Genomic DNA, 12328 nt, shown 5'->3' with positions numbered 1-12328 from the left:
CACGGGAGCCTCGCCGCCGCCCATGTAGTTGCCGTTGTTCTTGTAGAGCCACAGCGAGTCCACGGCGAGGTAGCCCTGGAGGTACGGCTGCTGGTCGACCGCGAACTCGACGGTGCCCTTGCTGATGGCGCTGGTCAGGTCCTTGTTGAGGTCGAAGGTGGCGACCTTGGCCTTGCTGCCCGCGTCGGTCACCGACTGACCGGCCGTCAGCGCGAAGGGGGCGCCGAGGGTGACGACGTAGTCGATGGCCTTGTCCTGGGTGAGCTTGGCGGTGATCGTCGACTTCACCGAGGGCATGTCGGTGCCGTTGACGTAGAGGACCTCCGTGGAGCCGGAGAAGGTCTTCTTCACACCGTCGCACCGCTGGGTGAGGCCGATGTTGCCCTGCTCCTGGATGACACAGACGGCCTTCTTGGCGCCGGCCTCGTTGAGCCGCTTGCCGAGCGCCTCACCCGCGACGGTCTCGTCCTGGCCGAAGAACTCCATCAGACCGAGCTTCTGCCAGTCGCTCACACCGGAGTTGAGGCCGACCACGGGTATGTTCGCGGCCTTCGCCTTGGCGACGACGTCCTTGAGGGCGTCGGGCTTGGCGAGGGTGACGGCGATGCCGTCGACCTTCTGGTCGATCGCGTTCTGCACCAGGTTGGCCTGGCCGCCCGCGCTCGGGTCGGCGGAGTAGACCAGCTTGACGTTGTCCTTGGCCGCGGCGGCCTCGGCGCCCTTGCGGACGATGTCCCAGAAGGTGTCACCGGGCGACTGGTGGGTCACCAGGGCCACCGTCATCTGCGGGGTGCTCGCCTTGCCCGCGGAGGCGCCGTCGGCGCTCTCCTCGGACTTCTTCCCGCCCGAGCTGCTGGAGCAGCCCGCGAGGGTCAGGGCCACCGCTGCGGCCATGGCCACGACCGGGGCGATTCTGCGGGAACGGGGCGAAGAGCTGTCCATCTTTCCTGCACCTCACTGTGCGACGGAGGAAAACACGGGGGAACACGAGGAAATGGGAGGCGATCTCTAGGATCAGTGGCCCGCTACTGCTCAGGGTGGGGCCATGGGGCCGGGTCCGCGACTGTTCGGGTGACGTGGACTCGGTTTGTGCGCTGTTGGGACGGGATCAAACTCCCTTGGCGAGCCCACTGTCAATACTTTGTTAAGACATCATTTCACGAGCAGGTCCGAATGTAAGAACAAACCATTGACACAGAGGGCCGCGGGGACCTACACCTGAGAGACGCCACGGGTCGTACCGGGGGCGAAATCTACCCGCTGCGCACGGGCGTACCCCTCGTACGCGTGGACGATTCGGGGATGTTGGAGCACGAGTCCGCAACGCGGCCGACGCAGGAGGTGCCCTCGATGGCGAAGACCGGTGAACGGACCCGTGCGGTGGCCGGCTCGGCGCTGGACGGACTGCACTTCGCGCTCGACCGCTCCAGCCCGGTGCCGCTGTACTACCAGCTCGCCCAGCAGCTGGAGTCGGCGATCGAGCACGGCGCCCTCGCTCCCGGCAATCTGCTCGGCAACGAGATCGACCTGTCGACCCGCCTGGGCCTGTCCCGGCCCACGGTCCGCCAGGCGATCCAGTCCCTGGTCGACAAGGGTCTCCTGGTGCGCCGCCGCGGCGTCGGCACGCAGGTCGTGCACAGCCAGGTGAAGCGACCGCTGGAACTCAGCAGCCTCTACGACGACCTGGAGGCGGCCGGACAGGGCCCCACCACGCAGGTCGTGCGCAACGAACACGTCCCCGCGACCGCCGACGTGGCGGCCGCCCTGGGGATCGCGGAGGGCGCCGAGGTCACGCTCCTGGAGCGGCTGCGCTCGGCGCACGGACAACCGGTGGCGTTCCTGTGCAACTACCTGCCCCCGGCCCTGCTGGACCTCGACACGGCCCGGCTGGAGGCGACCGGCCTCTACCACCTGATGCGGCTCACCGGCATCACCCTGCACAGCGCCCGTCAGACCATCGGCGCCCGCGCGGCGGACCCCGAGGAGGCCGCGCTCCTCGCCGAGAAGGAGGGCGCGGCCCTGCTGACCATGCAGCGCACGGCGTACGACGACACCGGGCGCGCGGTCGAGTACGGGACGCACATCTACCGTGCGTCCCGGTACGCGTTCGACTTCCAGCTGCTGGTCAGGACCTGAGGACTACCTCGGGGCCATCCGCAGCGCACCGTCCATCCGGATGGTCTCGCCGTTGAGGTAGTCGTGGTCGACGATGGCCAGGGCGAGCTTGGCGTACTCCTCGGGCAGGGCCAGCCGGCGCGGGAAGGGCACGCCCGCGGCGAGCCCGGCGCGGAACTCGTCCGAGACGGTGGCCAGCATCGGCGTCTCCACGATGCCCGGGGCGATCGTGCACACCCGGATGCCGTACTGCGCCAGGTCACGGGCGGCGGGCAGGGTCAGCCCGACGACACCGCCCTTGGAGGAGGAGTAGGCGGCCTGGCCGATCTGGCCGTCGTAGGCGGCGATGGAGGCGGTGTTGACGATCACGCCCCGCTGGCCGTTCTCGTCGGCCTCGGTCTCGGCGATGGCCTCGGAGGCGAGTGCCAGCACGTTGAAGGTGCCGATCAGGTTGACCTGGATCACCTTGGCGTACAGGCCCAGGTCGTGGACGCCCTTCTTGCCGAGGATCCGGGCGGACGGGCCGATGCCGGCGCAGTTGACGACCGTGCGCAGCGGGACGCCGGAGCCGGCCGCGGTGGCGACTGCGGCGCGGACCTGCTCGGGGTCGGTGACGTCGGTGGGGACGTAGGTGACGCCGTCGACCTCGGGCGCCTGGTCGATGCCGGACTTGAGGTCGAGGGCGAAGACCCGGGCGCCGCCGGCGGCGAGGGCCTTCGCGGTGGCCGCGCCGAGGCCGGACGCACCGCCGGTGACGAGGGCGGCGGTGTGGGCGAGCTGCATCATCACTCCTTGCCGAGGACGGTGAGCACACCGCCCTCGTTACGGTCCAGCGCACGGGAGATGATCATCCGCTGGATCTGGTTGGTTCCTTCGAAGATCTGCATGACCTTGGCCTCGCGCATATAGCGCTCGACGGGGAAGTCGCGCGTGTATCCGTACCCGCCGAGGACCTGCACGGCGTCCGTCGTCACCTTCATGGCGTTGTCGGTGGCCACGAGCTTGGCGATCGACGCCTCCCGGGTGAAGGGCAGGCCGAGGTCCTTCAGCCGCGCGGCCGCCAGCGCGGTGGCCCGCGCCGACTCGATCGCCGCGCCCATGTCGGCCAGCACGAACGCCAGCCCCTGGTGCTCGATGATCGGCTTGCCGAAGGTCTCCCGCTCCCGCGCGTAGCGCACCGCGTGGTCGAGGGCGCCCTGGGCGAGGCCGCAGGCCACGGCGGCGATGCCGAGGCGGCCGTGGTCGAGGGAGGCGAGCGCGATCTTCAGACCCTGCCCCTCCTCCCCGATGAGCCGCTCGGCCGGTACCCGGACGTCGTCCAGCCGCATGGTGGCCGTCGCCGAGCCCGTCAGACCCATCTTCCGCTCCGGCGGGTCGGCGCTGAGCCCCGGGGTGTCCGCCGGGACCAGGAAGCAGGAGATGCCGTGGGTGCGGTCGTCGGAGGTGCGGGCCATGACCGTGTAGAAGTCGGCGTACCCGCCGTGCGTCGTCCAGGCCTTGGCGCCGTTCAGGACGTAGTCGTCGCCGTCGCGGACCGCGCGGGTCAGCATGGCCGCCGGGTCGGAGCCGGCGTGCGGCTCGGACAGGCAGTACGCGCCGAGCAGCTCACCGGCGAGCATGTCCGGCAGCCAGCGGCGGCGCTGCTCGGCGGTGCCGAACCGGGCGAGCGGGAAGCAGGACAGGGCGTGCACCGACATGCCCACGGCGACGCTCGACCAGACCGCGGCGACCTCCTCCAGCACCTGGAGATAGACCTCGTACGGCTGGCCCGCCCCGCCGTCCTCCTCGGCGAACGGCAGCCCGAGCAGGCCGCTGCGGCCGAGGGTGCGGAAGACGTCCCGGGGGAAGGCCGCCTCCGCCTCCGCGTCGGCCACCCGGGGTGCGAGCTCCTTCACGGCGAGGGTGCGCGTGAGCTGGATCAGCTCGACGGCCTCCTCGGTCGGCAGGGCGCGAGTGGCAGGCATGGCGACCTCCACGGAGTAGTACTGGGAATGATACTGGAGTGCGTACGCACGTATCATTAACAGTACTGCACGCGGCCGTGGCACAGCCAGCCGGGAAGCGGCGGGGACATCGGCGGGTGCGTCAGGAAGAGGCGGCCGAGACGGCGTGCACGATCAGCGAGGCGAGCTGCTCGTACGCCTCGGCGTCCGACAGCCCGGTGCGGGCCTTCAGCTCGCCCTGCTGGATCTGGCGCATGGTCGCGGCGGCGACCTCGCCGACGAAGGCGGTGTGCACATCACGGAAGGCGCCGCCGGACACACCCTCGGCGATCAGCTGCCGGACCCGCTCCGCGGCCATCCGCGTGTTGGCCTCGTAGACCTCGCGGGCGGGCGGGAAGTCCGCCACGTCGTCGAGGAAGCGGCGGGAGAGCGGGCGCAGCTGTTCGGCGACGGCCGTGAGGTAGACGCGGACGCGGTCGGACGGCTCGACGGTCTGCGCCACCCGCTTCTCGACGGCCTCGGTCGCCCCGCGGAAGTAGTGCTTGACGGCCTCCACGACCAGCCCCTGCTTGCTGCGGGCGAGCTGGTACAGCGTGGTCTTGGAGCAGCGCAGCCGCACGGCGAGGTCGTCCAGGGTGAGGTCGGAGAACCCCTCCGCCGTGACCAGCGCGACGAGTCGTTCCAGCAGGTCGGCCTGTCGGGCGGTACGGCGGGTGGACGGCATGATCCCAGCGTAGCCGCCCCCCGCCGCACCCGGACGGCCTTCCCCCCGGCCGGCCCGCGTCAGTGCGCGGAGTCCAGCCGGGCCCGCTGGTCCGCCGTCAGCTCCAGGTGCACGGCGGCGAGGTTCTCCTCCAGCTGGGCCACCGACGACGCCCCCGCCAGCGGGACGATCGGCGCCTCGCCGCCCAACTGCCAGGCCAGGACGACCTGGTTGACGGTGGCGCCGGTCTCCCCCGCGACCTCCCGCAGCACGGCGAGCCGGGCCGGGGTGCCGGGGTGGTCGTAGTCGGCCGGCAGCGGCTTGTCCGGGCGCACATAGGCGCCGGCGAGCAGCGGCGAGTAGGCGACGAGGGTGAGAGCGGGCTCGGCCCGCAGATAGCCGAGGAGTTCGGGGCCGGCGTGGCCGAGGCTGCCGTCCGGGAAGAGATCGCTCGGAACGTCGAAGCGCGGGCGCAGATGGCTGTGCTGGTACTGGAGCACCTCGTAGCCGGGCAGCCCGGCCGCGGCGGCCAGGGCCCGGGCCCGCTCGACCCGCCAGACGGCCTGGTTGCTCACCCCGAGCAGGCCCACCGTGCCCTCCGCGACCAGCGCCGCGAACCCCTCGACGGTCTCGCGCTGCGGGACGGTGTGGTCGTCGATGTGCGCGTACAGCAGGTCCAGCCGCTCCACCCCGAGCCTCTCCCGGCTGCGCTCGGCCGACTCGCGGATCACCTTCGCGGAGAGGCCCTCCGGGTTGTCCGTGTAGCCGGTGCCCGGGGCGAGGGGGCGGGCGCCGAGCTTGGTGGCGATCACGATCTCGTCGCCGATGCCGCGGCTGCGGCGCCAGCGGCCGAGGAGTTCCTCGCTCTGGCCGCCCTGGCCGCCGTCCACCCAGAACGCGTAGTTGTCGGAGGTGTCGACGAAGGTCCCGCCCGCCTCGACGAACCGGTCGAGGATCGCGAACGACGTCTTCTCGTCGGTCAGCGACCCGAACAGCATCGCGCCGAGCGCGAGCACGCTCACCTCGCGGCGGGTGGCGGGGTCGGCGCCCAGGGTGCGGTACTTCATGAGGAACCCTCCCGTTCGGCCGGATCCGTCGGTCGGCTCCGGCTCGATGGGGAGTCTTCAACGTGAAGTGCGCTTCAAGGCAAGGGGTTCGGCACGCCGACCGGCCGCGAGCGGCCGTCGGTGGGGCGAGAGCGCGCAGGGACCCCGGAACGTACGTCAGGAGGAGGAGCTGTACGTCAGGGACTTGCACGCGCGGTCCATGAGGGCGGACAGCTCCATGCCCGGCCCGACGCCCAGCTCGCGCCGGGTCAGGCCGCGGTACGCGGCGTACGTGCGCATCGCCTCCACCAGGTTCCCCTCCGCCAGGTGGGCCTCGATCAGGGCTCGCTGGGCGCTCTCACGCAACGGCTCCGCGGCCACCGCCACCAGCGCCGACTCGACGGCCTCCGCGTGCCGGCCGGCCCGCGCCAGCTCGCGGCTGAGCGCCTCCAGGGCGTGCAGCAGGCGTTGCCGCACCCGCTCGCGCTCCAGCAGCACCCAGTCGTCGTACCAGCCGGGCAGCAGATCCAGCGCGTCGGTACGCCACTTGAGCGCCGACAGGTCCTCGCTGGTGGGAGTGCCGGCGATCAGGCGCCCCGCCCAGCCGTAGAGCACGTACAGATCGATCACCGTGTGTTCGCGCACCCAGAGTGAGCACTTGTCGGAGTCGAGCAGGTCGATCCCGGCCGCCTTCAGCCGCCAGAGCGCCGAACGCAGGTTCCCGGCCGCCCGTTGATCCTCCCCTGCCGGCCACAGCGTGCCCGCCGCGTGCCGCCGCTCGACACGGCCGCCGTTGAGGGCCACGAAGGCGAGCAGTCGTTTGCTCCCCTCGGGCACGTCCAGCCATCTGCCCAGGTGAACGACTCTCGGACCACCGAGGAGATGAAGCACCGGCGCGTCCATCTGCCTGGGGATCCGGACCGGCGACTCGAGGAACTGCGGATTCATGTGCGCGGCCTCCTGGTAGCAGTCCGACCGGCCCGATGTTATGGGCGTTACGTCACCATTACGTCACCGTCGTGTCACCCAGCGCGACGTCCACGGACCCGTCGGTGTCCTCGTGCGGCGTGTCCGGACCGGGCTGCCATCCCTCTTCGGTGCACCGGCGTCGTTCCCTGCGGACGAACGCCACCCAGCGGGTGGCCGGCTGCTCCTGCGGGCCCATCGGGACGAGGATGTCGACGGGCACCTCCAGCCTCGCTCGCCCGTCGAGCCGGATGCGGTCCCGGTGCCGGGCCTCCTCCACCGCCCGCGCGACGTCCGCGACGGTGACCCCGCAGTAGCGCAGCTCGACCCGGTCGCCCAGGTACGTGCTCATCCACAGCCGCAGCTCCTCGTACCACTCCGCCGGATCCCGGTACTCGACGGGCAGGTAGCCGGCGGGCGGGAGTTCGTCGATCCCCAGGTCCCGCAGCGCGTGAACGCCCTGGCCCGGACGGATGGGTGCGCCGTACCGGCCGGCGCGGACGCCCTCGGCGAGCTCGGCCAGGTCCTGCCCCATCTCGACCTTGGTGCGCTTCTTCAGGTAGTCCTGATCACCGAGCCTCAGCAGCGTGTGCACCAGCGGGCCCAACTCGCCCCCGGGCACGCCCGACTCGCCCGTCACGTCCGCCAACTGGGCCTGGAACTGGAGGATCTGGGCCATGAACACATCCCAGGGCCGCATACCGAGCCGCAGTTGCCAGTGGCGCTCGGCCGACGGCGCGCCCCGGTCCCGGCGGGCGGTCCAGGTGTCCGTGTCCCAGGTCCCGTCGCCGTGCGTGATCAGCGCGGCGAGCCGGACCCCCGCGGGCTTGCCCGCCACCCCCGGCGGCTCCCAGTCCCGGGGGAGGTCGAGCGCGTCCGAGCGGTACGGCCAGGGGTCGGCCGCCAGCCGCTCAACGCGGAACCACCAGTTGGCGAGGTGGTTGCGGCGGTGCTTGGCCGGCTGCCCGCCCAGGCCTTCGGCGAGGGCCTCGACCAGCCGGATCCGGACGCCCTCCACCTCATAGGGGCGGCGGACGGTGCCGGAGCCGGAGCAGGGGTCGTCGCAGTAGGCGCCCTGGACCGGGGCCTCGCCGTACTGCCAGGTCGCGGGGGCGGCCTCGACCCACCAGAAGCCGTCCTCGCGAAAGCCGCCCGTCGGCAGCGGCAGGCGCACCATGCGCCCCGAACGCAAGCCGACGCCGTCCGCCGTGACGGCGAGGCCCGCGCCCACGTGCAGGGCGTCGTCCTCCAGCACGACGGTGAAGCCCTCGACCACGCCCGGACCGCCGGCCTCGCCCAGGGCCCGGGCGTGGGCCTCGGTGTGGTCCTGGATGCGGTTGAGGTGCTCGGCGCGCAGGAAGAGGCCGTCGAAGGCATGGAGCCGTTCGATCCCGCCGCCCGCCGTGTCCGGGCTGCCGTCGGACCCGGGCCCGGGGGCCGTGCCCGTCACGGGGGGTTCGGTGGTGGTCATGCTTCGGTCCTTCCGGCGGCCGACTCCCGCGCCGAGCGCGGCAGATGATGGGTGATGACGGCGTCATGCCCCTCGTGCCTGCCGCCGGGCGGCCCGCCGACCAGACCGGCGAGCGGCACCTGGGGATCACGCCCGAAGAGCGGTTTGGGGCCGGTGCCGTGGATCCGGATGCGTACGGTCTCGTAGGCGGGGGGCTGGTCGAGGTCGACCACCACCGTGCGGCCGTCGGCCGTCAGCTGGACCTCGTCCACCTCGTCGGTGGCCCAGCCGCGCCCATGGGCCGAGAGCGAGCTGATCTCGACGCTCTCGGGTTCGGCGGAACCGGCCGCCAGGGGCTTGGTGACCTTGAAGCTGAAGCTGGTCATGTCCTCGTTCCAGGCCAGCGAGGCGGGGATCACCCGTGGACCGCCCGCGTCCGTCTCCCCGGCCGCGCCCAGCAGCCCCGGGGCCAGCCCGCAGACCAGTTCCTGGAGGGTGGTGGTCGGCAGGACGGCGGTGCGCACGTACGGGTCCACCGCCACGTCCCCGACGCGCACGCAGCCGTCGTACTCCGTGATCCCGACGGTCAGTTCGGCCAGGAGGATCCCCGCGTGGTCCTCGGTGACCGGGGCCCACGTCGGGCAGGCCTCGCCCTGCTCCTGCTCCGGCGCCAGCTCCGTGACGTCCTTGGCTGCCAGCCGCCGGAAGGCGGCGAGCAGTGCCTCGGCCCGCTGCCCGGCGGGTACCCGGGCGACCCGCTCGGCCGTCGTCCGCGCCTCCTGGTCGGCCGGGTCGTCCTGCCGCGGCTGCGCCAGGCCGAGCAGAACCCGTACCCGGCGGTACGGGAGCCGGGGCGGCGGCGGGTCCTCGCGGACGGTGATCCGGGCGCTCTCCACGATCCGGGAGAAGTCGTCGTGGCGCCGGGTCACGTCGCACGGGTCCGCCAGGGCGGGCACGGGGCGGTCCGGGCAGGAGGCGAACTCGGCGACGACCCAGGCTCGCAGGGTGCGGTGGCCGGGCGGGTCGGGCTCGTCGTCGTCCGCGTCCCTGTCGTCCCCGTCGTCCCCGTCGTCCCTGTCGTCCCTGTCGTCCCCGTCGTCCTCGCCGTGGGTCCGGCGGCCGGTGGGGACGGGGCCCGCGGCCGTGCCTTCCCCGTCCGGCTCCGCCGGGTGGGTCTCGATCCAGGTCTTCGCCCATTCCGACAGGGACAGGCACCAGGAGCTCTCCAGGCGCACCTCGCGGCCCAGCCCGTCCACGCCCAGCCCGGCCCCGACCCGCAGTTCGTCCCCCTGACGTCGTACGGGCAGCCCCCGGACCACACCCGGGCCGTGCTGCCAGGCCTGGTGCAGCATGAGCTTGCCGCGCGGGTTGCCGATCAGGACGCGGAAGTCGTCCTCGCCGAGCAGCATCCCGAACGCCACGCGCAGCGCGAGGAACGGGTTGACGGGCGGCTCGTCCCCGGCACAGAGCCCGGGATCGCAGGCGCCCGTGTCGCCGTGGTGGGTGCCGAGCGCCGTCATGAGCTCTCCTTCTGGGTGGGTGCGGTGGTCGGGGCCGCCGCGGCGAGGACCTGCGCGGCCCGCGCGTCGAACGGGGTCCCGTGCGGCTGGGGCGGCTCGCCCGGGAAGGGCCGGCCCGCCTTGGCGTACTCACGGCGCATGGCCTGCACCAGGTGCCGCTGCCGGACCGTGCCCCCCTCGTCGGCGGCCCGGAACGCGGCGCCGATCGCGGCGTTGCGGATCCAGCCGCCCGGCACCGGGTAGCTCCGGGCCAGCGCGGGCAGGTCTACGTCGGGGCCCAGAAGGGGAGCGGGCAGGTGGAGGTCCCACATCCGGTGCCGTCCGTCCTCACCGGGGAGCGGGAACTCCACGACGAAGTCCATCCGCCGGATGAAGGCGGCGTCGATGTTCTGCCGCAGGTTGGTGGTGAGCACCGCGAGGCCGTCGAACCGGTCCAACCGCTGGAGCAGGTAGGCCGTCTCCATGTTCGCGAAGCGGTCGTTGGCCTCGGAGATCTCGGTGCGGGTGCCGAACAGGGCGTCGGCCTCGTCCAGGAGGAAGACCGCCTGGGTGCGTTCGGCGACCTCGAAGCAGGCCGCCAGATTCTTCTCGGTCTCCCCGATGTACTTGGAGACCAGTTCGGAGCCGTCGACCACCAGCAGGTCCCGGCCCGCCTCGGCGGCCAGCACCTCCGCCGCGAGGGACTTGCCGGTGCCGGGCGGGCCGGTCAGCAGCAGCCGCACGCCCCGGGAGGCGCGGGCGGCCTCGCGCAACTCCCAGTCGTCAAGGACCAGCGCCTGGTGGCGCAGCCGTGCCACGGCGTCCCGCAGCTGTACGTCGGCCTCGTCGGTCAGGACGAGCCGGGGCCGGCGGGCACGCGGGCCTACCAGGTCGACGCCCGGCGGGAGTTGCGCCCCGGCGCGGGCCCGGATGGCGGCGGAGACGTCCCAGGCGTCCGCGTCCCCGGTGTCCCCGGTGTCCCCGGGAGTCAGCGCGGCGCGGCTGCGCAGGTCGAGGGCCACCTGCGCGGTCAGGGCGGGGTCCAGGGGGTGACGGGCGGCGAGTTCGGGCGCGGACCGGTGCGCCTCGGGCAGGGCCGCGCGCCAGGCGGCACGGCGGTCCGCGACGCCGACGGGGCCGAGGGGGACGGTGAGCACGGGCCGCTCGGGGCCGGGCCGTACGGCACCCGGCGGCGCGCACACCAGCAGCGGCCCGGGCAGCCGGCCCAGCGCGGGGACGGCGGGCGCGCCTCCCGCCGCGGGGTGCGGCGCCACCAGCAGCGGTACGGAGTCCCGTACCACCGCGTGCAGGCCGAGCAGGCCCATGGCCCGCGCGTCGTCGGGGCGGGCACGGGCGGCGACGAGCCCGAGCCCGGCGGCCGCGGCGAGGGCCGCGCAACGGCTGAGGGCGACAGCCTCGTCCCGGGCCGTGACGAGCAGGACCCGGGGGTCGGCCGAGCCCAGCGCGGCCACGGCCCGCCGGCTCTCGGGGAGCCGGAGCCAGCCGTCGAGTCCGGCGACGGGCGGGCCCAGGTCCACGGGGTCGAGCACCTCGGGCCAGGCGGGAAGTCCGTGCAGCGCGTCCCAGAGCCGGTCGGCGACGGTGAGGGAACGCTCGTGGAAGGGGCCGGTGCCGGAGAGCGCGAGGATGCCGGTGCGTACCGCGGCGCCCTCGTTCAGCAGGCGGCGCAGGGCGGCGCGGTCGGTGTTCTCCAGGAGCAGGCAGGCGAGGCCGACGCTGGGGTGGGGCTCGCCGGTGGGGTGCATGGCGCGCAGCGTGCGGGCGAGGCCCTCGTGCTCCTCGGGGAGGCCGGCGAACAGGAGCAGGTCGACCTCGTCGGGGGTGAGCCGGTGGTGCCGCGCGAGACGGTCGAGGGGGGTGTCGGTGAGGCGCGCCGCCGGGGCCCGCGCGAGGGTGAGCGCCGCCCACTCCCTGAGGAAGCCGGCGGAGACGGCCCCGGCCTCGGGGCTGCACGTCCGCTCCACGACGGCGGCCAACCGCCGCGCCACGCCGGCCACCCGCGCGGCGACGTCCCGGCTGACCCGGTCGCGGGTCTCGGCCGGTCCCCCGACGCCGGCCGGCTCCGCCGGGAGGCGGGCGGGGAACTGCAACGTCGCCCGCAGGCTGCCGACGGCCGCCGGGGGAACCTCTGGCCCGGGGGCCACCGCCACGCCGGTGCCGTCCGGGTCTCGGCCGACCGTGCCGGGGATGCCGGGGCTGTCGGCGCCGGCGGGGCCGCCCTCGTCGTGGGCCCTGTCGGCGGTGCCGGGGCCGTCCTCGTCGTGGCCCTCTCCGGCGGCGCCGGGCCCGGCCCCGCCGTGGCCCCCGTCGGCGTCCGGCACCGTCGGGTCGGCACATGCGGCCTCGGGTGCCGGGCCGGGCCCGGGCCGGTCGGCAGGCTTCGACTCCGGTGACCGGCCCCCGCCGGAGCCCGCACCGGCCGGGGCGTGCCCGGCGGGGGCAAGTCCAGCAGCGGCGGGCCCGGCAGGGCCAGGACCGGCAGAAGCAGGACCGGCCGGAGCAGGACCGGGCCTTGCGGACTCGGCGGTTCCGGCGGTGCCGGCGGTGTCCGGATCGGCTCGTGCGGTGGCCGGGGCCTCGGGCGC

General features: G+C 73.6%; 10 protein-coding genes. 1 reads left to right on the top strand and 9 read right to left on the bottom strand.

Annotated features, from left to right (window positions below; translation table 11 throughout):
* Window positions 1-942 (bottom strand): sugar ABC transporter substrate-binding protein (locus tag IE275_RS41810; RefSeq protein ID WP_189717926.1); only part of this gene is annotated, 942 nt, incomplete at its 3' end.
* A gap of 408 nt (window positions 943-1350) precedes the next feature.
* Here IE275_RS41810 and IE275_RS41805 point away from each other — a divergent pair.
* Window positions 1351-2136 carry a GntR family transcriptional regulator gene (locus tag IE275_RS41805; RefSeq protein WP_229871199.1) on the top strand — a complete coding sequence of 262 codons (786 nt, stop codon included), beginning with the start codon at window positions 1351-1353 and terminating at the stop codon, window positions 2134-2136.
* A gap of 3 nt (window positions 2137-2139) precedes the next feature.
* Here the strand turns inward: IE275_RS41805 and IE275_RS41800 are convergent, their stop codons facing one another.
* The 8 genes from IE275_RS41800 to IE275_RS41765 all read right to left on the bottom strand — a co-directional run bounded on the left by IE275_RS41800 (window position 2140) and on the right by IE275_RS41765 (window position 12064).
* Entirely contained in the window at window positions 2140-2898 is a 759-nt protein-coding gene (locus IE275_RS41800; protein ID WP_189717930.1) for an SDR family NAD(P)-dependent oxidoreductase, read from the bottom strand.
* A gap of 2 nt (window positions 2899-2900) precedes the next feature.
* Window positions 2901-4079, bottom strand: a complete 1179-nt coding sequence (locus IE275_RS41795; protein ID WP_189717925.1) for an acyl-CoA dehydrogenase family protein — start codon at window positions 4077-4079, stop codon at window positions 2901-2903.
* Window positions 4080-4200: 121 nt separating this feature from the next.
* Window positions 4201-4782: a TetR/AcrR family transcriptional regulator gene (locus tag IE275_RS41790; RefSeq protein ID WP_189717924.1), complete on the bottom strand. Its 582-nt coding sequence runs from the start codon at window positions 4780-4782 to the stop codon at window positions 4201-4203.
* Window positions 4783-4841: 59 nt separating this feature from the next.
* The gene (locus IE275_RS41785; RefSeq protein WP_189717923.1) at window positions 4842-5828 is read right to left on the bottom strand and encodes an aldo/keto reductase; all 987 of its coding nucleotides are present in this window, start codon (window positions 5826-5828) and stop codon (window positions 4842-4844) included.
* A gap of 156 nt (window positions 5829-5984) precedes the next feature.
* A complete protein-coding gene (locus IE275_RS41780; protein WP_189717922.1) occupies window positions 5985-6755 on the bottom strand; it encodes an AfsR/SARP family transcriptional regulator in 771 nt (256 codons plus the stop codon).
* A 58-nt stretch (window positions 6756-6813) separates the two neighbouring features.
* On the bottom strand, window positions 6814-8244 hold the full coding sequence (locus IE275_RS41775) for a hypothetical protein (protein WP_189717921.1): 1431 nt from the start codon (window positions 8242-8244) through the stop codon (window positions 6814-6816).
* Complete coding sequence (locus tag IE275_RS41770) at window positions 8241-9743, bottom strand: hypothetical protein (RefSeq protein WP_189717920.1); 1503 nt, start codon at window positions 9741-9743, stop codon at window positions 8241-8243. Before IE275_RS41770 ends, IE275_RS41775 begins: the two co-directional genes overlap by 4 nt.
* Entirely contained in the window at window positions 9740-12064 is a 2325-nt protein-coding gene (locus tag IE275_RS41765) for an ATP-binding protein (protein ID WP_189717919.1), read from the bottom strand. Before IE275_RS41765 ends, IE275_RS41770 begins: the two co-directional genes overlap by 4 nt.
* Window positions 12065-12328: the final 264 nt, after the last annotated feature.

Source organism: Streptomyces phaeofaciens (assembly GCF_014648915.1).
Taxonomy (GTDB): Bacteria; Actinomycetota; Actinomycetes; order Streptomycetales; family Streptomycetaceae; genus Streptomyces; species Streptomyces phaeofaciens.
This window is presented reverse-complemented; position numbering and strand designations above follow the sequence as displayed.

Excerpts from the sequence above, each read along its gene's own strand:
- IE275_RS41785 (WP_189717923.1), bottom strand. The coding sequence starts at position 5,828 with ATGAAGTACCGCACCCTGGGCGCCGACCCCGCCACCCGCCGCGAGGTG.
- IE275_RS41800 (WP_189717930.1), bottom strand. The coding sequence starts at position 2,898 with ATGCAGCTCGCCCACACCGCCGCCCTCGTCACCGGCGGTGCGTCCGGC.
- IE275_RS41790 (WP_189717924.1), bottom strand. The coding sequence starts at position 4,782 with ATGCCGTCCACCCGCCGTACCGCCCGACAGGCCGACCTGCTGGAACGA.
- IE275_RS41770 (WP_189717920.1), bottom strand. The coding sequence starts at position 9,743 with ATGACGGCGCTCGGCACCCACCACGGCGACACGGGCGCCTGCGATCCC.
- IE275_RS41775 (WP_189717921.1), bottom strand. The coding sequence starts at position 8,244 with ATGACCACCACCGAACCCCCCGTGACGGGCACGGCCCCCGGGCCCGGG.
- IE275_RS41795 (WP_189717925.1), bottom strand. The coding sequence starts at position 4,079 with ATGCCTGCCACTCGCGCCCTGCCGACCGAGGAGGCCGTCGAGCTGATC.
- IE275_RS41780 (WP_189717922.1), bottom strand. The coding sequence starts at position 6,755 with ATGAATCCGCAGTTCCTCGAGTCGCCGGTCCGGATCCCCAGGCAGATG.
- IE275_RS41805 (WP_229871199.1), top strand. The coding sequence starts at position 1,351 with ATGGCGAAGACCGGTGAACGGACCCGTGCGGTGGCCGGCTCGGCGCTG.